At 69.4% G+C, this 21,696-nt stretch carries 26 protein-coding genes; 19 read left to right on the plus strand and 7 right to left on the minus strand.

Features of this window, described 5'->3' with window-relative positions; all coding sequences use genetic code 11:
- Positions 1-16: 16 nt before the first annotated feature.
- A complete protein-coding gene (locus ACRAKJ_RS26270) occupies positions 17-601 on the minus strand; it encodes a TetR family transcriptional regulator (protein ID WP_438922202.1) in 585 nt (194 codons plus the stop codon).
- Between the two features lie 93 nt (positions 602-694).
- On the opposite strand from ACRAKJ_RS26270, the gene ACRAKJ_RS26275 reads away from it, so the two are divergent.
- Together ACRAKJ_RS26275 and ACRAKJ_RS26280 are read left to right on the plus strand one after the other, a co-directional pair.
- A complete protein-coding gene (locus tag ACRAKJ_RS26275; protein WP_438922201.1) occupies positions 695-946 on the plus strand; it encodes a hypothetical protein in 252 nt (83 codons plus the stop codon).
- Positions 947-948: 2 nt separating this feature from the next.
- Positions 949-1,467, plus strand: a complete 519-nt coding sequence (locus ACRAKJ_RS26280) for a DUF2269 domain-containing protein (protein WP_438922200.1) — start codon at positions 949-951, stop codon at positions 1,465-1,467.
- A gap of 15 nt (positions 1,468-1,482) precedes the next feature.
- Here the strand turns inward: ACRAKJ_RS26280 and ACRAKJ_RS26285 are convergent, their stop codons facing one another.
- Positions 1,483-1,614, minus strand: coding sequence for a hypothetical protein (locus tag ACRAKJ_RS26285; protein WP_438922199.1), 132 nt, complete (start codon positions 1,612-1,614; stop codon positions 1,483-1,485).
- Between ACRAKJ_RS26285 and ACRAKJ_RS26290 the strand changes: the two genes are divergently transcribed.
- Complete coding sequence (locus ACRAKJ_RS26290) at positions 1,607-1,840, plus strand: hypothetical protein (RefSeq protein WP_438922198.1); 234 nt, start codon at positions 1,607-1,609, stop codon at positions 1,838-1,840. The genes ACRAKJ_RS26285 and ACRAKJ_RS26290 overlap by 8 nt on opposite strands.
- Before the next feature lie 157 nt (positions 1,841-1,997).
- On the opposite strand, the gene ACRAKJ_RS26295 is transcribed toward ACRAKJ_RS26290, so the two are convergent.
- Positions 1,998-3,413, minus strand: coding sequence for an MFS transporter (locus ACRAKJ_RS26295; protein WP_438922197.1), 1,416 nt, complete (start codon positions 3,411-3,413; stop codon positions 1,998-2,000).
- 326 nt (positions 3,414-3,739) lie between these two features.
- Here ACRAKJ_RS26295 and ACRAKJ_RS26300 point away from each other — a divergent pair, with 326 nt between their 5' ends.
- The 10 genes from ACRAKJ_RS26300 (at position 3,740) to ACRAKJ_RS26345 (ending at position 13,163) form a co-directional block, all read left to right on the plus strand.
- Positions 3,740-4,102 carry a BlaI/MecI/CopY family transcriptional regulator gene (locus tag ACRAKJ_RS26300; RefSeq protein WP_438923505.1) on the plus strand — a complete coding sequence of 121 codons (363 nt, stop codon included), beginning with the start codon at positions 3,740-3,742 and terminating at the stop codon, positions 4,100-4,102.
- Complete coding sequence (locus ACRAKJ_RS26305) at positions 4,099-5,037, plus strand: M48 family metalloprotease (protein WP_438923506.1); 939 nt, start codon at positions 4,099-4,101, stop codon at positions 5,035-5,037. The genes ACRAKJ_RS26300 and ACRAKJ_RS26305 overlap by 4 nt, the downstream gene beginning before the upstream one ends.
- A gap of 72 nt (positions 5,038-5,109) precedes the next feature.
- Positions 5,110-5,451, plus strand: coding sequence for an NADH-quinone oxidoreductase subunit A (locus ACRAKJ_RS26310; protein ID WP_438923474.1), 342 nt, complete (start codon positions 5,110-5,112; stop codon positions 5,449-5,451).
- The gene (locus tag ACRAKJ_RS26315; protein WP_438923475.1) at positions 5,442-6,569 is read left to right on the plus strand and encodes a hypothetical protein; all 1,128 of its coding nucleotides are present in this window, start codon (positions 5,442-5,444) and stop codon (positions 6,567-6,569) included. Before ACRAKJ_RS26310 ends, ACRAKJ_RS26315 begins: the two co-directional genes overlap by 10 nt.
- A complete protein-coding gene (locus ACRAKJ_RS26320) occupies positions 6,562-7,482 on the plus strand; it encodes an NADH-quinone oxidoreductase subunit H (RefSeq protein ID WP_438923476.1) in 921 nt (306 codons plus the stop codon). The genes ACRAKJ_RS26315 and ACRAKJ_RS26320 overlap by 8 nt, the downstream gene beginning before the upstream one ends.
- 6 nt (positions 7,483-7,488) lie before the next feature.
- Positions 7,489-8,052: an NADH-quinone oxidoreductase subunit J gene (locus ACRAKJ_RS26325; protein WP_438923477.1), complete on the plus strand. Its 564-nt coding sequence runs from the start codon at positions 7,489-7,491 to the stop codon at positions 8,050-8,052.
- Positions 8,049-8,354 (plus strand): NADH-quinone oxidoreductase subunit NuoK, encoded by a 306-nt coding sequence (nuoK, locus tag ACRAKJ_RS26330; RefSeq protein WP_438923478.1) that lies wholly within the window; start codon positions 8,049-8,051, stop codon positions 8,352-8,354. Before ACRAKJ_RS26325 ends, nuoK begins: the two co-directional genes overlap by 4 nt.
- Before the next feature lie 4 nt (positions 8,355-8,358).
- On the plus strand, positions 8,359-10,254 hold the full coding sequence (locus ACRAKJ_RS26335) for a proton-conducting transporter transmembrane domain-containing protein (RefSeq protein ID WP_438923479.1): 1,896 nt from the start codon (positions 8,359-8,361) through the stop codon (positions 10,252-10,254).
- 7 nt (positions 10,255-10,261) lie between these two features.
- Entirely contained in the window at positions 10,262-11,752 is a 1,491-nt protein-coding gene (locus tag ACRAKJ_RS26340; protein ID WP_438923507.1) for an NADH-quinone oxidoreductase subunit M, read from the plus strand.
- A complete protein-coding gene (locus tag ACRAKJ_RS26345; protein WP_438923480.1) occupies positions 11,745-13,163 on the plus strand; it encodes a proton-conducting transporter transmembrane domain-containing protein in 1,419 nt (472 codons plus the stop codon). Before ACRAKJ_RS26340 ends, ACRAKJ_RS26345 begins: the two co-directional genes overlap by 8 nt.
- A gap of 49 nt (positions 13,164-13,212) precedes the next feature.
- Here ACRAKJ_RS26345 and ACRAKJ_RS26350 read toward each other — a convergent pair whose 3' ends face one another.
- From ACRAKJ_RS26350 to ACRAKJ_RS26365, 4 genes are read right to left on the minus strand one after another with little or no spacing between them, the layout of a single operon-like run.
- On the minus strand, positions 13,213-15,492 hold the full coding sequence (locus tag ACRAKJ_RS26350) for a heavy metal translocating P-type ATPase (protein ID WP_438923481.1): 2,280 nt from the start codon (positions 15,490-15,492) through the stop codon (positions 13,213-13,215).
- Positions 15,485-16,471 (minus strand): hypothetical protein, encoded by a 987-nt coding sequence (locus ACRAKJ_RS26355; protein WP_438923482.1) that lies wholly within the window; start codon positions 16,469-16,471, stop codon positions 15,485-15,487. The genes ACRAKJ_RS26350 and ACRAKJ_RS26355 overlap by 8 nt, the downstream gene beginning before the upstream one ends.
- A 56-nt stretch (positions 16,472-16,527) precedes the next feature.
- Positions 16,528-16,734, minus strand: a complete 207-nt coding sequence (locus ACRAKJ_RS26360) for a cation transporter (protein ID WP_438923483.1) — start codon at positions 16,732-16,734, stop codon at positions 16,528-16,530.
- A 19-nt stretch (positions 16,735-16,753) separates the two neighbouring features.
- Positions 16,754-17,035, minus strand: coding sequence for a metal-sensitive transcriptional regulator (locus ACRAKJ_RS26365; protein WP_438923484.1), 282 nt, complete (start codon positions 17,033-17,035; stop codon positions 16,754-16,756).
- Positions 17,036-17,240: 205 nt separating this feature from the next.
- Between ACRAKJ_RS26365 and ACRAKJ_RS26370 the strand changes: the two genes are divergently transcribed.
- From ACRAKJ_RS26370 to ACRAKJ_RS26395, 6 genes are all read left to right on the plus strand, one after another.
- Positions 17,241-17,630: a four-helix bundle copper-binding protein gene (locus tag ACRAKJ_RS26370; protein ID WP_438923485.1), complete on the plus strand. Its 390-nt coding sequence runs from the start codon at positions 17,241-17,243 to the stop codon at positions 17,628-17,630.
- A gap of 231 nt (positions 17,631-17,861) precedes the next feature.
- Positions 17,862-18,863, plus strand: coding sequence for an NlpC/P60 family protein (locus ACRAKJ_RS26375; protein ID WP_438923486.1), 1,002 nt, complete (start codon positions 17,862-17,864; stop codon positions 18,861-18,863).
- A 633-nt stretch (positions 18,864-19,496) separates the two neighbouring features.
- Positions 19,497-19,700, plus strand: coding sequence for a cation transporter (locus ACRAKJ_RS26380; protein ID WP_438923487.1), 204 nt, complete (start codon positions 19,497-19,499; stop codon positions 19,698-19,700).
- A gap of 65 nt (positions 19,701-19,765) precedes the next feature.
- Positions 19,766-19,990 carry a CDGSH iron-sulfur domain-containing protein gene (locus ACRAKJ_RS26385; protein ID WP_438923488.1) on the plus strand — a complete coding sequence of 75 codons (225 nt, stop codon included), beginning with the start codon at positions 19,766-19,768 and terminating at the stop codon, positions 19,988-19,990.
- A gap of 110 nt (positions 19,991-20,100) precedes the next feature.
- Complete coding sequence (locus tag ACRAKJ_RS26390; RefSeq protein WP_438923489.1) at positions 20,101-20,523, plus strand: DUF4396 domain-containing protein; 423 nt, start codon at positions 20,101-20,103, stop codon at positions 20,521-20,523.
- A gap of 4 nt (positions 20,524-20,527) precedes the next feature.
- A complete protein-coding gene (locus ACRAKJ_RS26395) occupies positions 20,528-21,334 on the plus strand; it encodes an alpha/beta fold hydrolase (RefSeq protein ID WP_438923490.1) in 807 nt (268 codons plus the stop codon).
- Positions 21,335-21,696: the final 362 nt, after the last annotated feature.

Consider the following 21,696-nt stretch of genomic DNA (forward strand, 5'->3'; position numbering starts at 1 on the left):
TTCGCGACTGCGTCCGTCAGCGCGGCGGTCGCAGGCCGGCGATCGTGACAGTGACGAGTCTGCGGACGGCGGCCTCGGATCGCAGGCTCTCGGCTGCCGAGAGGGCGTGCACGCAGTAGGCGGCGAGTTCGTCGGGTGCGACGTCGTCCCGGAGGTCGCCGGTCGCCGCGACTTCGATCAGCAAGTCCTTGATCAGGTCCTGGACCTGCTGTTGGGCATGAACGAGCTGTGGGCCCTGGTGGAGGGCCGCGGTGAGTTGGTGGCCGGGACGGTCGTGGGACGAGCGTTCCCGCGAGATGTGCGCGTAGGCGTGCAGAACGGCATCGAGCCGCTCGCGGGGGTCGGCGACCCGATCCCGGATGTCGACGAGCTGCCGGAGGTGATCCTCGACCTGTCGTTGGTGCCACGTGTGCAGGATCGTCTCGACGTCGGGGAAGTACTTATAGAGAGTCGCCCTCCCGATCCCGGTGTGCTCGGCGATCTTCGACATGGTCACCGACAGCAGGCCGTGCGCCCGGACCAGTTCTGCGGTGGCATCGAGGATGGCCTCGTGGACCGCTTGGCGGTGCGCGTCGATCGTCTCGTTCCACAGCCTTGGCACGCTCGAAGTGTACGGCGCGACAACACAGAGACACGATGGTTGGACAGCGACAGATTGTCTCGATAAACTTCGCGGAACGACGAGGAGGCCACCGTGAGCACACCGCCCGACCACTCCGGCGACGACACCGGCCCGAGTCCCGCGCCGGGACCGGACTCGGACACCCCGCCCGGGGTGCCGCGCTGGGTGAAAGTGCTCGCGGTCATCGCCGGAGCCCTCATCCTGCTGGCTTTGATCGTGATGCTGACCGGACTCGGAGGCGAGCACGGCCCTGGTCGTCACACCGGTGCCGGCGTGACGGTCGGCGTCACGACCGAGGAGACGGCAGCCGGCGGTGAGGTGTGAGGTTGGCGCCCGGCACCCGCAAGTTCGTGCTGCTCGTCCACATCACGACCGCGGTGGGGTGGTTGGGGGCGGTCCTGGCCTACCTCGCGCTGGACATCACCGCTACCACCGGTCAGGACGTGGAGACGGTGCGGGCCGCATATGTCGCGATGGAACTCATGACTTCCTACGTCATCGTTCCGCTGGCGCTGGCATCAGTGCTCATCGGCATCGTCAACGCGCTGGGCACGCCGTGGGGGTTGTTGCGGCACTACTGGGTGCTGGTCAAGCTGCTGCTGACCACGTTCGCCGCGACCGTGCTCTTGACCGAGGTGTCGGCGGTGCGCCACCTGGCCGACGCGGCGACCTCGGCCGCCGATCCCCGTGAGTTGCCCGGCACGCTCCTGCACTCGGCCGGCGGTTCGGCGGTGTTGCTGCTGGTCGTGATGCTGTCGGTGTACAAGCCGCGCGGTGTCACGCGCTACGGGTGGCGCAGGCAGCAGGCGCAGCGGCGTGAGCAGCGGCCGACACCGGTCCGATGACCGGCACCCGGCGGTTCAGCTCGCGGCGCTGTCGTCGGCCGGTCGGTCGATCAGGTGGTTGTTCAGGCCTTCCGACATCTCGGCACGGCCGGGGCCGCCCGCGGCCACCCAATCGAGGATCAGGTCCACCGCCTCGTCGGTGAGCACGCCGCCGAACCACACCGGCCTCGCCGCGACACCGCGCGCCGGCCTGACCACGACGACGTTGGACGACTCGCAGGAGCTCAGGCAGTTGGCCACGGTGACCGCGTGCGACCCAACACCTTCGCGGAACCTGCGTAGTTGCCTCACGTGGTCGACGTCGGGGTGCTTCTTCACGGTGCCGCAGCAACAGCCCCGGCAGACGGTCAACTTGCTCGAATCGGACACCTGATCTCCATGCCGCCGCCGTTACAGCCCTCAACGTACTAGGACGGGTAGTGCTCTGGTCAACGCCGGTCACTGCGTGACGTGCACCTGTGCAAGTGCTCCCCGTATACCCTTCGGGGTATACGGGGAGCAGACCGGTGCGAGCTTGACACGCCACCGGACTAGACCTCGGCCGCCGCCTGCTCGGCAGGCTGGGCGACCCGGCCGCGCAGGGTGAGGGCAGCCAGCAGCGCAGCAGTCAGGGCGACCAGCGCAGCGCCGGTGAAGGCGGCCGAGTAGCCGTCGGTCAGGGCGACCGCGTCACCCAGCCGGTCGGCGCCCTGTGACGTCGCCACCGCGGTCATCGCGGCCAGGCCGAGCGCCGAGCCGACCTGGTAGGTGGTGTTGACGATGCCCGAGGCCAGTCCGCCCTGCTCAGGGGAGACTCCGCCGATGGCGGCCATCGTCGCCGGGATGAAGACCAGCGCCATGCCGACCGCCGAGATCAGCGAGCCCGGCAAGACGTCGACGACGAAGCTGCCGTCCGGGTCGGCGGTGGCCAGCAGGCCCAGGCCGACAGCCAGCACGGCGAGCCCGGCCACGATCAGCGGCTTGGTGCCGAACCGGCCGATCAGGCGGCCGGAGACGGTCGTCATCAGCACCGTCATCAGCACTGTCATCGGCAGCAGCGCCGCACCGCTGGCGAACGCGTCGAACCCGAGCACCTGCTGGACGTAGAGGTTGAGGAAATACCACATCGGGATCCACGCCGCGCCCAGCAGCGCCATCGCGACGTTCGCCGCGGCGAGGTCGGGGGTGCGCCACACCTTCAGCGGCATCAACGGGTTCTTCACCGCGCGCTGAACCAGCAGGAACCCGATCAGCAGGACCGCCGCGGCAGCCAGCTGCACGAGAGTGGCGGTCGACGCCCAGCCCTTCTCAGGAGCCTGAACGATGGCGTAGACGGCCAAGGCGAGCCCGCCGGTGACCGCGATCGCGCCACCGACGTCCATGCCACCGCTGCGACCGGGGACGGCGGGCAGGAGCTTGGGCGTGAGGGCGAGGGTCAGCACGCCGATCGGGATGTAGATGATGAACACCCACGGCCAGCTCAGCCACTCGGTGATCACGCCACCGAGGAACACACCCGCCGTGCCGCCCGCCGGTGCCGCCGCGCCGTAGAAGGCCATCGCCTTGGGCAGCTCGTTCGGCTGACCGGCGAACAGGACCATCAGCAGCGTCATCGCGGCCGGTGCGATCAACGCCGCCCCGACGCCCTGCACACCGCGGCCGATGATCTCCACACCGACGCCGGTCGCGGCGGCGGCGACGACGGACCCCGCGATGAGGGTGGTCCACCCTGCGGCGAACACCCGACGTGCGCCCCAGAGGTCCGAAAGTCTGCCGCCGAGCAGCAGCAGACCACCCAGTGCGACCGCGTAGGCGTTGAACACCCACTGGAGACCACCGGGCGTGAAACCGAGGTCGCGCTGCATGTCGGGCAGCGCCACGGCGATGATCGAAGTGTCCATGATGACCATGAACTGCGCCGCCGCGAGCACGACCAGTGCCCACCAGCGCCGGGGATCGGGGTTCATGACGGTCCTTCCAATCTTCGTCACCTATACCCCCTAGGGGTATCTTGCAAAGCGACCGAAAGATACCCCTAGGGGGTACGCTGATGTCAAGTCGCAGTTTCCGATGACAGGCGGCGGGCGACCCGCAGGACGGGAGAGACGTCGGGTGAGCCGGACGGGAGACACACGTCCGGCTCACCCGACGCAGCCGCCGAGGAGGGGGGAGGGCTCGACGGACACGGGCCGCGCGGGCAGCGCGGACCCTTTCCTACTATATCGACTAGTAGAGGTCGCGTCTTCTGAGGGCCCCTTCGACCACGTAACATGTCGTGGTCGAAGGGGGCATGATGCACGGGCTGGGCGAGTTGGAAGAAGCGGTGATGGACGTGCTGTGGCGCGCGTCCGAGCCGATGAAGGTCCGTGACGTCCTCGACGACCTCGACACCGGCAGGCAGCTCGCCTACACGACGGTCCTGACCGTGCTGGACAACCTGCACCGCAAGGGCTGGGTCCAGCGCGAACTTGTCGGCAAGGCCTACCACTACGAGCCGATGACGAGCCGTGCCGAAGCCGCGGCGAACGCCGTGCGCGAGCTGGTCAACGCCTCCGGCGACCCGGACGGCGCGCTGCTGCACTTCGCGCGCTCCGCGTCGGAGCACGAGACCGAACTGCTCCGCAAGGCGCTGCCGAGGAAGCCGTGCAAGAAATGACCGTGGCCGCCGCGTTGCTGGTCACGGCAGGGCTGATGGGCGTGCTCGCACCCCGTCAGTTGGTGCGCCTGGTCGCGTGTGGCACCGACCCGCTCGTCCCGCTGCTCGCATGGCTGGCTTGCGCCGTGAGCGTCGTGACCACCGCCGCCCTGGCCGTGACGCTGCTCCTCCTGCCCGACCACGGTTCCCACGCGCTGGCCTTGGCGCACGAGTGCTGGTCGTCGCTGGCCCATGGCATGACGCCACGCATCGAGGCAGCCGGCGGCGTCATCGGCCTGGTGCTGCTGGTCGCACTCCTGAGCAGGCTGACCGTCGTGAGCATGAGAGGCGCACGCCGGCGGGCAGGCAGGCGCCGGGACCACCTGGCGACGCTCCGCGTCGCCGCCCGTCGCGAACCCGGCTCACCGACGACGCTCTGGCTCGACCACGACGAGCCGCTGGCCTTCAGCCTGGCCGGCACGCCGGGCGTCGTCGTCGCCACCGAAGGCCTCCGCCGCCGACTCACGCCCGAACAGGTCGACGCCGTGCTCGCCCACGAGCGCGCCCACCTGCGAGGCAGGCACCACCCCCTCGTGGCCACCGGTGACGCGCTGGCGACCGTGCTGCCATTCCTCCCCCTGTTCCGCCGCGCGCCCGCCGTCGTGCGGGAACTGGTCGAACTCGCCGCCGACGCCGCCGCCGTCCGCGCCTGCGGGGTCGACGCCGTCCGGGCAGCCCTGCTGGGCGTGTCGGGCAACGGCGCACCGGGCTCGGCGCTCGCGATGGGCCGGGACTCGGTCGACGTGAGGCTCGAACTCCTGGCCGGCCCGCGTCGCCGACCTGATTCGGCTCGTAGCCTGCTGGTCTACGGAACGGCCTGCGTTGCGGCCATGGTGATCCCGGTGATCGCCGCGTTCACCGGACTGCTGGCCGTCATCCTGGTCGCCTGCCATTGACGTTGCCAATCGCATCGGTCGCGAGTCGATCGTCCGACCCCTAAAATCTACGACCGTGGATAGTCGGGGAACATGACCGGCCTCGTGACACTGCTGGCGGTGACCACCGCCTCGGTGGCGGCGCTGTACGGCGCGGCCACGTTGTTCCGCCTGAGCGCGGCGATGGTCGAGGCGTCGCCGTTCCTGTCCGGGCACGTGCCGAGCGAGCACGCGGTCTCCCGCTATCACGTGCGTTGGTACACCATCACGATGGTGTTCCTCGCGTTCGACATGGAGATGGTCTTCATGTACCCGTGGACGCTCGTCGTGGCGGAGCTGGGCACGCCCGCAGTGGTCGAGATGTTCCTCTTCCTCGCGGTGTTGATGGCCGGGGTCTGGTACGCCTGGCGGGAAGGCGTGTTCCGATGGACCTGATCGAGTGGTTCCTCAGGCGCACTCCCCCGCGGCCCTTCGTCATCGCCACCCCCGGCGGAACCCTCGCTCGCTTCGCCGTGGAACGGGTTGTCCGCGAGCGCGGCTGGTCGACCGCGAGCAGTCCCGCCGAGGGAAACGTGTTGGTCGTCGCCGGCCCGCCCGCATCCGGACTGGACGCCTCCATCGACCGCGTGTGGAACGCCATGCCCCTTCCACGGACACGCACCCACGTCACCGCCGCAACAGAAGCGCCGACCGCACTGGACGCCGCAGCCGCTCGGCTGCACGACCGGGTGCGCCAACGCGACGAAGCCGCTCATCAACCGGCGGAGCTTCCTGAGGACGTGCACGAGATGTCCTGCGGCTCAGGCATGTCCTGCGGGTCCGCCACGCCGGGGATGGACCACGGTGGCCACCAGCACGAGGCGGATCACCAGCACAATACTCGAGAGCATCACAGCGGGCAGGAACCCGATCCAACGCACAGCGGTCACCACAGCCAGGACATGCACCACGGACACGACATGTCCGGCATGGAGATGCCCGGCAGGGTGCCCATGGCGGACCGCGCGACCGACCGCGACGGTCTGATGCTCGATGTGCTGCACGTTCCGCTGGGCCCGGCCCTGCCGGACTGGCCGGAAGGTCTCATCGTTCACACGGTCTTGCAAGGAGACGTGGTCCAAGAGGCACAGGTCGAACTGCTCGCCGGTGCGCATCACACGTCGTGGCGCCAGGAGGTTGCCGACCCTGCGCTCGTCCACCGGCTCGACAGCGCGGCCAGGTTGCTGTCCGTCGCCGGCTGGCAGGACGCGGCCACCACCGCACGACGCCTGCGAGACGACATCTTGGCCGGGTGGACACCCGAGCCCCGACTGGACCGATGGGCCAGGCGGGTGCGGCGTTCCCGGACGCTGCGGTGGTCGCTGGCGGGTGTCGGCGAGTGCGAGGGCAGCGATGCCCTTGGTCGCCTCTACCGCTGGATCGAGGGAGAAGACGAAACGCTCTCGTCGGACGTCCTCCCGCACCTGCTGGTCGGTACGGAGTTGTCCGCCGCGCGATTGATCGTGGCCAGCGTAGGCCTGGACCTCGGCCGGCGGGTGCACGCGCATGGTTGAGGAGACAGCGTGGTGGGGCGGCCTGCTGTTGCCGCTGGTCCTGATCGCCTTCGCGCTGGCAGCTGCCTCGCTGGACTCCGCGCTGGCGTCGAAGGCCTCGGGTGCGCCGCTCGACCTCGCCCGACCACTCCGTGCCACAGCCGGGCTCCTGGTGCAGCAACGCCGCGGCACGCTCGCCGCCGACTCCACGCTGTGGCGAACGGGCGGGGTTGTGCTGCTGGTAGCGGCGGTCTTGGCGTCGGCCGCCACACCGCTGGGTGACTGGGTGGTCGGCGACCTGTCGGTTGGTGTCGTGTGGTTCAACGCGATGGAGGTCGTCGCCTGGGCGGCGGTGTGGTTGGTGGGCTGGGGCGCGAACTCGGCGTTCGGCCTGGTGGCCGGCTACCGGTTCGTCGCCCAGGGCTTGGCTTACGAGTTGCCGCACATGTTCGCGCTGATCACGGCGGCGCTCGGCGCGGGGTCTCTGCGAGTGGGCGACATCGTGGCGGCGCAGGACGACCTGTGGTTCGTGGTGTGGATGCCGATCGCGTTCGTCGTCTACCTGGTGTCGGTGCCGGCCATGGCGTTCTTCCGGCCGTTCGACCAGGCCACCGGCGTCGACGTCGCGGGTGGTGCGCTGGCCGAGCTGTCCGGCGTCGACCGACTGGTGTTCGTCGCCGGCCGGTGGCTGCTGCTCACGTCCGGCGCGGCGATGGCGGTGCCGCTGTTCCTGGGCGGCGGGCACGGGCCACTGCTGCCCGGCTGGCTGTGGTCGGTGGTCAAGACCGCCGCCGTGCTGGCGCTGCTGGTGTGGGTCGGGCGCCGGCTCCCCACCATCCGGGTGGACAGGTTCCAGGAGGTCGCGTGGATGGTCCTGATCCCGGCAGCCCTGCTGCAGGCGTTGTTCGTGTCCGTCGTGGTCGTGTGGGGGTGATCTCCGGTGTGGCGTGACGTGCTGTTCTGGGTGTGCTCGGTGCTCGCCGTGGCGACCGGGATCGCCGTGTTCCGGGTGGACTCGATGGCCCGCGCGACGTTCGCGTTGCTGGCGTCGTTCATCTTCGCGGCGGGCACCGTGCTGCTGTTGGACCTGCCTTACCTCGGTGTGCTGGTCATCCTGATGATGATCATGGAGATGGTCGTCATGGCGGTCTTCATGATCATGTACATGATGAACCCGGCGGGACTGATGCCGATGACCATGGTGCACAACCAGAAAGGCTCGCTGACGATCGCTATCGGCACGTTCGTCCTGCTCGCGTCAGGTGTGCTGCTCACACCGTGGCCGACATCGTCCGCTCCGCGGCCGGAGGACCCGACGATGCAGCTCGGCGAGGCCCTGATGGGCTCGAAGATGCTGGTCATGATCGTGCTCGGCCTGGCGTTGTTCGCGACCATGGTGTGCACGGTCGTCCTGGCCACGCACCGGGGCCGCTACGACCGCTACGGCGACCGGCTGGAGCGCAAACGCCCGCACGACCCGATCCGGGGAGGTCTGGGCCGATGAGCCTCCAGGCTTTCCTGCTGCTCGCATCCGCGCTGTTCAGCGTCGGGCTGTACGGCGCGTTGTCCCAGCAGTCCATCGTGATGATCATGATGGGGTTGGAGCTGATGGTGAACGCGGTCATCGTGGGCGCCGCCGCGTTCTGGTTCCACACCTCGCCCGACCGCGGCGACGGGCAGGTGATCGTGCTGCTGGCCGTGACCGCGATGGCCATCGAGATGGCGGTCGGTTTCGCCGTCACCACCGCGATCTTCCGCAGCCGGGACGTCGACATGACCGACATGGCCGCGGACCTGAAGGGCTGACGGCGTGCTGCTGTGGATGCTCGTTGGCGTGCCGGTCTTGATCGGCTCGGCACTGGCCGTCGTCGGGCGACGAGCGGATCGGCTGGCTCCAGCTGCCGCCGTGGGTACCGGTGTCATAGTGCTCGCGCTGGCGGTGTGGGCCTCGGTCTCTCGACCGGCGGCGTCCGCACCGCTGCTCGACGGTCTTCCGGTCGGGCTGGCGGTGGACGGGCTGTCCGCGGTGATGGTGCTGACCGTGGCCGCCGTGCTGCTGGCTGTGCTGGTTTTCTCGGCCGGCGAGATCAATGACGCTCGCGCCCGGTTCTTCGGGTTGGTGCTGCTGTTCGCGGGCGCGATGCTGGTGACCGTCACCGCGACGACGATGACGGCGCTGCTGATGTCGTGGGAGGTGATGGGTGCGACTTCCTACGCGCTCATCGGCTTCTGGTGGCGTGACGAGAACCGGGTCGCGTCGGGCAGCGTTGCGTTCCTGACCACGCGGACCGCCGACCTCGGCCTCTACCTGGCCGCCGGTGCGATGCTGGCCGGTGGTTCCGGCGGACTTGTGCTGGCCGACCTGCCGGGGATCGAGCCGGGGTGGCGGGACGTGGCGGCGACGGGTGTGGTCGTCGCGGCTCTCGGCAAGTCGGCGCAGTTGCCGTTCAGCTTCTGGTTGTCCCGTGCGATGGCCGGCCCGAGCCCGGTGTCCGCGCTGCTGCACTCGGCCACGATGGTGGCGGCGGGCGCGTACCTGCTGCTCCGGGTGCAGCCGCTGCTCGGTGCGACCGGTTGGGCGGCCGCGGTGGTCGCGTGGGTCGGCGCGCTGACGGCGTTGGTGCTCGGCGCGGTGGCCGTGGTGCAGCGGGATCTCAAGCAGTTGCTGGCCGCTTCGACGTGCTCCCAGGTCGGGTTCATGGTGCTCGCCGCAGGAGCGGGTGGCGTGGCGGCCGGGACCGGACAACTGGTCGCGCACGCGGCGACGAAAAGCCTGTTGTTCCTGTGTGCGGGTGCCTGGCTCTCAGCATTGGGCACCAAGGATTTGCACGCGTTGCGGGGCGTCGGGCGGCGTTATCCGGTGGTCGGGGTCAGCTTCGGCGTCGGAGCGGCCGCACTGGCCGGCGTGCCGCCGTTGTCGATCTGGTTCACCAAGGACGCTGTGCTGAGCTCGGCGCTGCACTCTTCTATCGCGCTGTACGTGGTCGGACTCGCCGCGGCGGTGGCGAGCGGCTTGTACGCGGGCCGGGCGTTGTTCCTGCTGTGGGGACCGCCGGCGGTGAACCCCGAGTTCGACACCGAGGAACGCGGCACAAGGGTGGTGACACGCCTTCAGCAGTGGCCGCTGCCCGTGTTGGCGGTCGGTGCGGTGGGACTGGGTGCCGTGTTCGGCTTGGGCGATTCCCGGTGGTGGGAGACCGTGCTGTCCGCGGTGATCGCCTTGGTCGCGGTCGGGTCGGCGGCGTCGTCGACCCGTGACGGATCGGATGTTCTCGGTGGTCGGTCGCGCGCACTGTCGACATGGCTGTACATGAACACCCTGGTGAGCAGGGGCGTGGGCACGCCGGTGGTCGGGCTCGCCGGATTGCTGGCCCGCTTCGACGACCGGGTGCTGGACGCCGGGGTGCGCCGGGGCTTCGGCACGCCCGTGATCGTGCTCGCCGGGTTGCTCGCCCGATTCGACGACCGGGTCGTGGACGGCGGCGTGCGCGTGACGGCCGGATTGAGCGGCGCGGTGGCGCGTGTCGCCGACGCGAAGGTCGACTGGTCGGTGGACCGATTGGTGCGATGGATCGCGAGCGTCGCACGTGGCCTCGGCCGTGTGGCCAGGCGGCCGCAGACCGGCCAGCTGCACCACTACTACGCCCAAGCCGTGGTCGCCCTCGTGGTGCTCGCGTTGCTGGCGATCGTCGTCGGACGAGGATGAGGTGAACGTGCTCAGCATCGTGGTCTTCCTACCGGTCGCGGTGGCGGTGGCGCTGCTCGCGCTGCCCCGGATCGGAGACCGGGTCGTGCGGTCGGTCTGGATCGCGGTGAGCGCGCTGGACGTGCTGCTCGTCGTCGCGTTGTGGATCGGCTACCGACCTGGGGAATCCGGGTTCGCCTACGAGGTCGACCGGCGGTGGATCCCGAGCGTGGACTCCGGCTACCACGTCGGCGTCGACGGGCTGAGCCTGCCGCTGGTGGCGCTCACGACTGTGCTGTTCCTGGCCTGCGCGATCTACTCGGCGCGGGAGACGCGACGGGTCCGGTCGTACGCGGCGCTGTTCCTGTTCCTGGAAACGGTGTGCCTCGGGCTGTTCGTCTCGCTCGACCTCATCCTGTTCTTCGTCTTCTTCGACCTGTCCATCGTGGGCATGTACTTCGTGATCGCCGGCTGGGGCCATCGGGACGCGGCCCGTGCGGCGCTGAAGTTCTTCCTCTACACGTTCCTCGGCTCGTTGGCGCTGCTGCTGGGGTTCATCGGCCTGTACCTCGCGGCCACGCCACACACCTTCGACATCGTCGAACTGATCCGCCAGGACCCGCTGGCGGGCAAGGGCACCGTGGCGGCCCTGGTGCTGGCGGCGCTGGCTCTCGGGCTGATGATCAAGACGCCGACCATTCCGTTCCACACGTGGCTACCGCCCGCGCACACCGAAGCACCGGCGGCCGGATCGGCGATCCTCGCCGGTGTGCTGTTGAAGATGGGCACCTACGGTTTCGTGCGCATCGCCATGCCCGCGCTGCCCGGAACCTGGCGGAGTTACGCGATGGTCTTCGTGGTCATCGGGGTGGTGAGCGTCGTGTACGGGGCGTTGGTGGCGTTGGCACAGCGCGACTTCAAGCGGATGATCGCCTACACGTCGGTCAACCACATGGGGTACGTCATCCTCGCCGTCGGCGCTGCCGGGGTGGTCTCGTCGTCCGACGCGCAGGCCCGTGAACTGGCGGTGACCGGCGCGGTCACCCAGATGGTGAGCCACGGCCTGATCACCGGTGCGCTGTTCCTGTTGGCCGGCGTGCTCTACGAACGCGGCGGCACCTACGAGATGGACCGCTACAGCGGGTTGGCGGCGCAGGCGCCGCGTTTCGCCGGATTGACCGGTCTGGCCGCGTTCGCCTCGTTGGGGCTGCCGGGCTTCTCCGGGTTCATCGCGGAGTTCCAGATCTTCACCGGCTCGCTCGGCGGCGCACCGATATCCACGGCCGTGGCCTTCCTGGGCATCCTGATCACGGCCGCGCTGTTCCTCCGCGCCCTGCAGCAGTTGCTGATGGGATCGTTCCGCTCCCCCAACGGCCCGTTCCGGGATCTGACCGCCCCGGAGGCGGTCTCCATCGCACCGCTCATCGTGCTCGCGGTCGTCATCGGGCTGTTCCCGCGCTTCCTGCTGGACCTCATCGAGCCCGCCTCGCGGGTGCTGACCTCGATCCTCGGTGGGTGACACCGTCGTGGAGATGATGGACGAGAACCCCCTCGCCCTGCTGCCCGAGATCCTGCTCGCCGTCGCCGCCGTGCTCGGCCTGCTCCTCGGCTCCTACCTGCCGAAACACCGGCAGTGGCTGGTGCGGCTGCTGGCCGCGCTCGCCTGCGGGGCCGGTCTGGTCGTGACGGCCTCGGTGTGGAACGGCGAGCCGATGGCGGTGTTCGGTGAGACCTACGTGGTGGACGTCGCGACCAACGCCACGCGGGTCGCCGTGCTGGTGTCCGTGCTGCTGGTCCTGGGTTTGGCGGGGGCCTCGGTCCGCGGTGCGATGCGGGAGAGCGAGTTCGTCGTGCTGCTGTTGCTCGCCGCGTTGGGCAGCGTGCTCCTGGCCGGGTCGAGCGACCTCATGCTGCTGGCTGCCGGCTACTTGCTGGCCAGCATCCCCCTCTACGCGTTGGCGGGCTTCGCGAAGGACGCGCCCGGCACCGAGGCGGCGCTCAAGTTCTACCTGATGGGAGCCCTGCTCGGGGTCACGATGCTGGCCGGGCTCGTGGTGCTCTTCGGCGTGGGCGGTGCGACCGAGTACACCGCGTTGAGCAGCGGGCTTGCGGACGCACCCGTTGCGGCCTTGGCTGTGGGTGCGATCGCGGTGCTGGCCGGGTTGCTGTTCAAAGCCGGCGCGGTGCCGGCCCACTTCTGGGTGCCCGACGTGACCGAGGGAGCCAAGCCCGTGGTCGCGGCGTTCATCACGACGGTGCCCAAGATCGGCGCGGTGGTCGCGATCTACCGGTTCGTCGCCGTGCCGCTGGGCCAGACGCGGGTGGACTGGGCGCTTCTGGTCGCGGTCATCGCCGCCGTGACGATGACGCTGGGCAACCTGGCAGCGTTCTTCCAGGACAACGTCCGCCGATTGCTGGCGTACTCCACGATCAGCCAGGTCGGCTACCTGCTCGTCGGCGTCGCCGCGGTCGACCGCAGCGAACTCGCGCTGCCGAGCGTGTTGCTCTACCTCGGCGGATACGCCGTGACCAACCTGGGCGCGTTCGCCGTGGTGTGCGCACTACCCCGCGCAACGGTCCTCACCGACTACCGGGGTCTGATCCGCCGCCACCGATGGCTCGCGGTCAGCCTCGTCGTGCTGCTGCTCGGCCTCGTCGGCACACCGCCGACCGTCGTCTTCGCGGGCAAGCTCACCGTGTTCACCGCCGCCTTCGAAGCCGACCTCGTGTGGCTCGTCGTCGTGGCCGCCATCAACACGGTCGCCAGCGTCTTCTACTACCTGAGTTGGATCGGCCCGGCGTTTCGGGGTGAGGAGTCGGCCGCACCCGAGATCAGCCGCTGGGCGGTGCGCACCGCCTACGTGACGGCCACCGTGTCCGTCTTGCTGGGGCTGCTGACCGGTCCTCTGCTCGCACTTCTCGGCACGTGATGCAAGGCGTCCGGAACGGTCGTGCAGACCGCTCCGGACGCCAGGTGGGTCACACTGCTTCGGCCAACTCCCGCTCTTCCGCCTTCACCTGGACCGACGGGGTCCCAGTGTCCGTAGCGGTGGTGCGAAAGCCGCGCAGGCGCAGGCTGTTCGACACCACGAACACGCTGGAGAACGCCATCGCGGCACCCGCGATCATCGGGTTGAGCAGGCCGGCCGCCGCCAGGGGCAGTGCGGCGACGTTGTAGGCGAACGCCCAGAACAGGTTGCCCTTGATCGTGGCCAGCGTGCGGCGGGACAGGCGGATCGCGTCCACGGCGGCACGCAGGTCGCCTCGCACGAGGGTCAGGTCGCTGGCCTCGATCGCCGCGTCGGTGCCGGTGCCCATGGCCAGGCCCAGGTCGGCCTTGGCGAGGGCGGCGGCGTCGTTCACGCCGTCGCCGACCATCGCGACGACCTTGCCCTCGGACTGCAGGCGCGTGATGACGTCGACCTTGTCCTTCGGCAGCACCTCGGCGATGACCTCGGTGATGCCGACCTCGGCCGCGACGGCCCGCGCGGCGGCTTCGTTGTCACCGGTCAGCAGGACGGGCGTCAGCCCGAGCGCGCGCAGCTGCCGGACGGCCTCGGCGGAGGTGGCCTTGACGGTGTCGGCGACGACCAGGACGGCTCGCGCCTCGCCGTCCCACGCGACCAGGACCGCGGTGCGGCCCTTGGCCTCGGCGGCACGCTTGGCCTCGGCCAGGTCGTCGTCCAAGTGCACGCCCCACTCGGCCAGCAGCCGCTCACGGCCGACGATGACCGCGTGACCATCGACCACGCCCTGCACCCCCAGGCCCTCCAGGTTCTGGAACCCTTCGACCTCGGGCAGGTCGCCCACCCGCTCGGCAGCACCGGTGGCAACGGCCTTGGCGATCGGGTGCTCCGAGGCATGCTCGAGCGCACCGGCCAGCCTCAGCACCTCATCCTCCTCGACGCCGGACGCCGTGTGCAGGGAGACCAGGCTCATCCGGCCGGTGGTGACGGTGCCGGTCTTGTCCAAGACCACGGTGTCGACCCGTCGGGTCGACTCCAGCACCTCCGGCCCCTTGATCAGGATGCCGAGCTGCGCGCCGCGCCCGGTACCGACCAGCAGCGCGGTCGGCGTGGCCAGGCCCAGGGCGCACGGGCACGCGATGATCAGCACCGCGACCGCCGCCGTGAACGCCGCCGACACTCCCCCGCCCGCACCGAGCCAGAACGCCAGCGTGCCCACCGACAGCGCGATCACGACCGGGACGAACACCGCCGAGATCCGGTCGGCGAGGCGCTGCGCCTCGGCCTTGCCGTTCTGCGCGTCCTCCACCAGCCTGGCCATCTGCGCCAGCTGCGTGTCGGACCCGACCCGCGTGGCGGTGACGACGAGACGTCCACCGGCGTTGACGGTCGCGCCGACGACCGCGTCACCCGGGCCGACCTCGACCGGCACCGACTCGCCGGTCAGCATGCTCGCGTCGACCGCCGAGCTGCCCTCGACCACCACGCCGTCGGTGGCGATCTTCTCGCCCGGCCGGACCACGAACCGGTCGCCCGCGGTGAGGTCGCCGATCGGGATCCGGACCTCGCGGCCGTCCCTCAGCACGGCGACGTCCTTCGACCCCAACTCCAGCAATGCCCGCAGCGCCGCACCCGCCCGCCGCTTCGACCGAGCCTCGAAGTACCGGCCGGCCAGGATGAACACCGTCACGCCCGCGGCCACTTCGAGGTAGATCGCGCCAGCGCCGTCGGTGCGCTGCACGGTCAGCTCGAACGGGTGCGTCATGCCGGGTGTGCCGGCGGTGCCGAACAGCAGCGCGTACAGCGACCACGCGAACGCCGCGATCGTGCCCATCGAGATCAGCGTGTCCATCGTCGCCGCGCCGTGCCGCAGGTTCGTCCACGCCGCCCGGTGGAACGGCCACGCGCCCCACACCAGCACCGGAGCCGCCAGCGTGAGCGAGATCCACTGCCAGTAGGTGAACTGCAGAGCCGGGATCATCGCGAGCAGGATCACGGGCACCGCCAGCAGGGTGGAGACGATCAGCCGTTGCCGCAGGGCCGTGGTCGGATCGACCTCGATCGCGTCGGCTCGCTCGGGTTCGGCGGCGGGGAGTGCGGCCTGGTAGCCGGCCGCCTCGACCTGGGCCACGAGGGTCTGCGGGTCGACGTCCTCGGGGAAGGTGACGCGCGCCTTCTCGGTCGCGTAGTTGACCGTCGCGGTCACACCGTCAAGCTTGTTCAGCTTGCGCTCGATCCGGGCCGCGCACGAGGCGCAGGTCATGCCGGTGATCGCCAGTTCGATGTCAGCCATGACCGTGCTCCTCCTCTTCCACCTGACCGCCCGCGGTGGGCGTGGATGCCGTGGTGGTTGTCTGCGCCGGCCGCTCGACACCGGTGGTGTCCACGGTGAACTCGGCGGTGCGCACGACGCCGTCGTGCTGGAAGTCCAGGAACAGCCGGTAGCCACCGGCGGACGGCACCTCGGCCACGAACGCGATGCTCGGACCGGCGGGCGTCTTCCCGTCACCGGGTGCGCCCTCCGGGTGTACGTGCAGGTAGGCCAAGTCGCCCTCGCGCAACGCCACCAAGTGACCATACGCCGCCAGGTAGGGCTGCAAGTCGGTGACCGGTGCGCCGTCCTTGGTGACGGTCAGGCGGATCGGGGAAGCCGTGCCTGGGACGAGGTCGCCGTCCAGTTGCACGCGGTAACCGTCGACCTCGGCGACGCGGGAAGGCTCGTGGGCGCGCGGTTCGAACGCACCCGCCGCGTTGACGTCGACACCGAGCGTGGTCACCTCGGCACCCGTGGGCTTGAAGTCGGCGAAGACGCGGTAGCTCCCGGCCTCCGGGACGTCGAAGGGCACGGTCCACGTGCCGTCCGGGGCCATCTCGGGGTGGACGTGCCGGAAGTGGGAGGTGTCGCGACGGACCGCGATGAGGTGCATCCGCTTGTCGTGCTCGACGTCGAAGGCGGTGACGGCCGTGCCGCCGGGGCCCAGGACACGAAAGGAGAAGGAGTTGTTCCCCGTGGTCAGCGTCGTGTCGGTGGGCGCGAGGGTGTAACCGCCCCTGGACGACGCCAGCCCCGCGGGCTGGTCCTGCGCGGTCTCCGCGACGGTGCCGCTGTGGTCGTCCCCGTGGCCGGTGCCCTCGGCACCGGACTCGCCGTCGTGACCGCTCGGGGCGGCTTCGACGGTGAAGGGACCGACAGCGCTTCCGGCCGCCCAGGCGCCACCGGCGACCAGGGCGAGTACCGCACCGTAGGCGGAGAGCTTCGCTGCTGTGTTCATCTCAATCCTTGAGCTGGGGAGCCCGCCGCGCGGGCGGGCTCCGGGTGGATCGGCATTCAGCCGGCGAGCGCGTAGCCCGCTTCCTCGACCGCGGCCTTGACGTCCGCTTCTTCGACCGGGGTCGCACTGGTCACCTTGACCGCGCCGGTCGGCAGGTCGACATCCACGTTCGTCACGCCGGGGATCTGCGACACCTCCTCGGTCACCGACGCCACGCAGTGGCCGCAGGTCATGCCGACGACGGTGTAACTGCTCTCGATCACCGGTAACTCCTGTTCGTTGTCAGGAACGCACCAAGCGGGCGATCGCCTCGCTGGCCTCGCGCACCTTCTCCTCGGCGCTCTCGCCGCCCGCGTTCAGCGCATCGGCGACGCAATGCCGGATGTGGTCGTCGAGCAGGCCCAGGGACACCGCCTGCAGCGCCTTCGTCGCCGCGGCGATCTGCGTGAGCACGTCGATGCAGTACTCGTCGTTCTCGACCATCCGCTGCAACCCGCGAACCTGGCCCTCGACCCGACGCAACCGCTTGAGCAAGTCGTCCTTGCCGCTCGTGTATCCCCGCATGTCCGCTCCTTCATCCGCCCGACGAACCTCAAACTACTCGCGAGTAGACCCTCGGGGCGGGCGCCCTGCTCACAAACGAAAAGATACCCCCGGGGGGTACCTCTGTCAAGTGATCCGGCGGGCACCGTCAACCCCCTCCCCGTACCGGTACGCAGGACTCGCCCACTACGACAATCAGGAGGTCGTCGCGACCACGACACAGGAGATGCTCCGCGCCTACCCTGCCGACCTCGGCAAGGTGGACCGAGAGGCCCTCGCGAAGTGCATCCAGGCGTGTTTCGAATGCGCACAGGCGTGCACCGCCTGCGCGGACGCCTGCCTGAGCGAGGCCGGAGTCGCAGAGCCGGTCAAGTGCATCCGAACCAACCTGGACCGCGCGGACATCTGCGCCACCACCGGTCGGGTCCTGTCCCGGCACACCGGCTACGACGCCAACCTCGCCCGCGCCGTGCTCGAAGCGTGCGCAGCGGCTTGCAAGTCGTGCGGTGACGAGTGCGGCCAACACTCCGGGATGCACGACCACTGCCGGATCTGCGCCGAAGCCTGCCGACACTGCGAACAGGCGTGCCGGGAACTTCTTGCCTCCCTCGGGTGACGGACAGTCGGAGCCGGGAGGTCCGTGCCATGACCCGGGCTCGACGAGGCGATGGCACGTGCTCCCGGCGTCGACCGGAAAACGGTCCACCGCTTCCTCATGTGCCTCATCGCAGTCGATCTTACTATCCGTGATAGTGGACGAACGCCGCGTCCTTCCGTAGCCTGTCCGAGACCCGATCCGGGGTCACCCATTCGGATTACCTACCGCACGAAGGAGGCTTGCGCGATCGTGGCGTCCCCACCCGCTCAGCGCACTGTCCGGGCCGCGCTGGCGGCCACCGCCGCCGCGGTGCTCACAGCCGGTATCGCCGCACCACAAGCCGCAGCCGACCCAGCGGTGCCGTCCAACGCCTCCGAGGCGCTGAAGAAGTACACCGAACTGGCCGGCCAAGCCGAGAAGCTCAACGAGGAGCACCTGCGGGCACAGGACGACCTCAAAGCCAAACAGGGCGAGCTGGACAAGGCCAACGGCGACCTCACCGGTGCGCGCCAGGCAGAGGAGCAACTGCGCGGCCAGGTCGACCTGCTGACCGAGGCCTCCTTCGAAGGTGCCCGGTTCAACCAGCTCTCCGCGCTGCTGGTCAGCAACTCTCAGCAGGACTACCTGAACCGGATGTCCGCGCTCGGCATCCTGGCCGACGACAACGCGGAGGCCCTGGCAGGGCTGTCCAAGGCGGTCACCGACGCCGACGACGCCCAACGCCGGGCCACCGACGCCGCCAATGCGGCCACCAAGATCCTGGACGACATCGCCCAGCGCAAATCCGACCTGGACAAGCAGGTCGCCGACGCGCGCGCCCAGTACGACCGGCTGAGTTCGGCCGACAAGGCGACGCTCGCCAGTCCAGGCGACACCACCCGCATCCCCGTCCCCGCCGGCACCGCCGGAAAGGCGCTCGAGTACGCCCTGGCCCAGCGCGGCGACGACTACGTCTTCGGCGCCAACGGCCCCGACCAGTGGGACTGCTCCAGCCTCATGCAACAGTCCTACCGCGCCGCCGGCATCTCGATCCCCCGCACCACCTACGGCCAGGCCGGCATCGGACGCCCGGTCTCCCGCGGCGAGGTCAAGGCGGGCGACCTGATCATCTACTACGCCGACCAGCACCACGTCGCCATGGCGGTCGACAGCGTCCGCGCGGTGCACGCCTCCACCGAGGGTGTCCCGGTGAAGATCGCCGACATCGACTCGATCGGGCCGATCAACACCATCCGACGCATCGAAGGGTGAGCACTCCACACGGAAGTGCAACACAAGACTCCAGGTGATGCCCGGAGCGGCGAGGATCGCTCCAGACATCCCTGAACGCAGACGTCGTGCCGGGCACGCGGTCCGTCGGCCGGTACTCGTGTCGTACCGGACGACGTAGAACAACTCCGGGTGCTTGCAACCTACTTCGTCATCTCATGACCGACCTGCGCGTGGCCGCGCCGGAACCGGCGCGCGGAGCATCCACGCCCGACACCACCAGCCTGCCGCACAGACCGCACCGCGGTGCTCGGGGGAGGCTGTCTCCAGCGCGACCCGCAGCCTCGGAACCGACTTCGATTCCCATCCCGGTTGCCGCAACCCGGTGCACCCTTCCCACTGGCAGGTGCGCGGCACATCCTCTGCGCCGCCACCGTCGCGTCGCACCGGTGAGCACGCCCGACGCCGCCGATGACCTCGCGAGAGGTCGACGAGCAACGGCTCCGTGAACATGGCCGCCTGCGCACCTCAGGACTACTGCCCGCCAGCAGTCGCCTCGTGGAGTTGCCGGTCACCAACCGTCCGGTATACGGTACGGGGGTACCCCATACTGGCCGCGTTCGACGAACGTTTCCGCTGCCAGCGTCCACCCCACCTTCCCGCCATGGAGCACCGATGCAGAACAACTCGATCAACGTCAGCGGCATGACCTGCAACTCGTGCGTCGGCAAGGTCACCGCGGCGGTCTCGTCGGTCCCCGGAGTCGAGGACGTCGACATCGACATCGCCACCGGAAAGGTGACCGTCATCGGCGATCAGGTCGACCTGACGAACGTGAAGTCCGCGGTCGAGGAGGCCGGCTACAAGATCGCGTCCTGATATGACGGTCTGCGGCGCACCTCGCCTGGTGCGCCGCAGACCTCCTGACTGCGAGGGAGGCCGACGTGGACCAGGAACAGCCAGAAGTAGTGATCAAAGTCGTGAACTCGGGCCCCTATCAGGTGAAAGGACCGATGAGACTGGTGGACCACGCCGGCAACGCGTTCGACGTCCCCGCGCGCCGCAGCGTCCTGCTCTGCAGATGCGGCAGATCCGCGACGAAGCCGTTCTGCGACGGCACCCACGCGAAGACCGGTTTCCAGTCGGAGGAGGCCGCCTCGACCGGCTGACGAGACAATCCCAGGACACAGAGAGGGGTCGACGTATGAACACAGAACATGCCGGACACCACCAAGAGCACAACACCCACCAAGGACACCCACCCCGCGCGGGGTGGGGCATGGCAGCCTCGGCCACTCTGCACTGCCTCACCGGCTGCGCCATCGGCGAAGTCCTGGGCATGATCATCGGCACGTCGCTGGGCTGGAACAACCTCGCCACCGTCGTACTGGCGGTCGGACTGGCGTTCGTCTTCGGCTACGCCCTGACCATGCGCGGAGTCCTCAAGGCCGGTGTCGGCTTCCGCCGCGCGCTGAAGGTGGCCCTGGCCGCCGACACCATCTCCATCGCCGTCATGGAGATCGTCGACAACGCCGTGATGCTCACCGTCCCCGGCGTGATGGAGGCAGGCGTGGCGTCGTGGCTGTTCTGGGGAGCGCTCGCCTTCGCCCTCGCGGTCGCCTTCGTGGTCACCGTGCCGGTGAACAAGTGGCTCATCGGACGCGGCAGCGGCCACGCCGTCGTGCACGCCTACCACCACTGAGCCGATGACCCACCCACCCGAACACTTCACCTACCGCGGTCGGGACGGCTGCGCACTGCACGCCGCCTCCCTCGGTGACGGCCCACCCGTCGTACTCCTGCACGGCGGCGGGCCCGACCACCACAGCCTCCTACCACTGGCCGGATCCCTGGCCGACCGGTACACCGTGGTCCTACCCGACGTGCGCGGCTACGGCCGATCGATCTGCACCGACCCCGGCAGGCACACCTGGAACAACTACGCCGACGACGTCACCGCCCTGCTAGACCACCTCGACGTCGAGACCACCGTCCTGGGCGGCACCGGCCTCGGTTCCAGCATCACCCTGCGCACCTGCCTCCGACACCCCTCGCGCGTCCGCGCCGCCGTGCTGATCAGCGTCGAGGACATCGAAGACGACCACGCCAAGGCAGCGGAGGTCGAGTTCCTCGACGCCTTCGCCGCACGAGTACGCACCGAGGGCATCCAGGCGGCATGGGCCCCGATCCTCCCCACCCTCACGCCCGTGATCAGCACCCTGGTCGCCGACGCCATCCCCCGCTCGGACCCCGACAGCGTCGCCGCGGCCGCCGCCATCGGCCACGACCGCCTGCTCCGCTCCCTCACCGAACTGGCCCACACCACCACACCGACACTGGTGATCCCCGGCATCGACCAACGCCACCCCACGGCGATCGCCGAAGCCGTAGCCGCGACACTGCCCCACGGCAGACTCGCCACCACCGGCATGTCGGACAACCTCCGCACCGCAGAGGACCTCGCCATCGCGTTCGAGCCGCCCATCAGCACGTTCCTCGCCGAACTCCAGTAACCCCTTCAAGCGATCTGGTAGCACCGAAGGCACCGCAGCCTCAACAATCACCACGACAGCGTGCTCCAGCCGCAGGAGGGCATCAACCAACCCTCTGCCAAAGAAAACGTCCTACCACTGGTCCGTGATCACCCGCACCGTCCGCGCATGGTGCTGCGGCGTCACCGACGGGTGTCTACGGCGCTTCCACTAATCCCGAGCGCATCCCGCGATCGCCCGGCGCCGGCCGGTCCCCAATTCGACCAGCACTTCAACGGTCTGCTCCAGTATCATCCCATCGTGCCGGTGGAAGGCCCAACCTTCGGGCACCCACCCGACGGAGTGAACGATTTCCGATCGCACGAACTGCGCAGCACCTGTCG

The sequence above is a fragment of the Saccharothrix sp. DSM 118769 genome (assembly GCF_052936295.1).

Coding starts and splice junctions, on each gene's coding strand:
- ACRAKJ_RS26295 (WP_438922197.1), bottom strand. CDS start 3,413: ATGAACCCCGATCCCCGGCGCTGGTGGGCACTGGTCGTGCTCGCGGCG.
- ACRAKJ_RS26300 (WP_438923505.1), top strand. CDS start 3,740: ATGCACGGGCTGGGCGAGTTGGAAGAAGCGGTGATGGACGTGCTGTGG.
- ACRAKJ_RS26305 (WP_438923506.1), top strand. CDS start 4,099: ATGACCGTGGCCGCCGCGTTGCTGGTCACGGCAGGGCTGATGGGCGTG.
- ACRAKJ_RS26310 (WP_438923474.1), top strand. CDS start 5,110: ATGACCGGCCTCGTGACACTGCTGGCGGTGACCACCGCCTCGGTGGCG.
- ACRAKJ_RS26315 (WP_438923475.1), top strand. CDS start 5,442: ATGGACCTGATCGAGTGGTTCCTCAGGCGCACTCCCCCGCGGCCCTTC.
- ACRAKJ_RS26320 (WP_438923476.1), top strand. CDS start 6,562: ATGGTTGAGGAGACAGCGTGGTGGGGCGGCCTGCTGTTGCCGCTGGTC.
- nuoK (WP_438923478.1), top strand. CDS start 8,049: ATGAGCCTCCAGGCTTTCCTGCTGCTCGCATCCGCGCTGTTCAGCGTC.
- ACRAKJ_RS26350 (WP_438923481.1), bottom strand. CDS start 15,492: ATGGCTGACATCGAACTGGCGATCACCGGCATGACCTGCGCCTCGTGC.
- ACRAKJ_RS26355 (WP_438923482.1), bottom strand. CDS start 16,471: ATGAACACAGCAGCGAAGCTCTCCGCCTACGGTGCGGTACTCGCCCTG.
- ACRAKJ_RS26365 (WP_438923484.1), bottom strand. CDS start 17,035: ATGCGGGGATACACGAGCGGCAAGGACGACTTGCTCAAGCGGTTGCGT.
- ACRAKJ_RS26370 (WP_438923485.1), top strand. CDS start 17,241: ATGCTCCGCGCCTACCCTGCCGACCTCGGCAAGGTGGACCGAGAGGCC.
- ACRAKJ_RS26380 (WP_438923487.1), top strand. CDS start 19,497: ATGCAGAACAACTCGATCAACGTCAGCGGCATGACCTGCAACTCGTGC.
- ACRAKJ_RS26390 (WP_438923489.1), top strand. CDS start 20,101: ATGGCAGCCTCGGCCACTCTGCACTGCCTCACCGGCTGCGCCATCGGC.
- ACRAKJ_RS26395 (WP_438923490.1), top strand. CDS start 20,528: ATGACCCACCCACCCGAACACTTCACCTACCGCGGTCGGGACGGCTGC.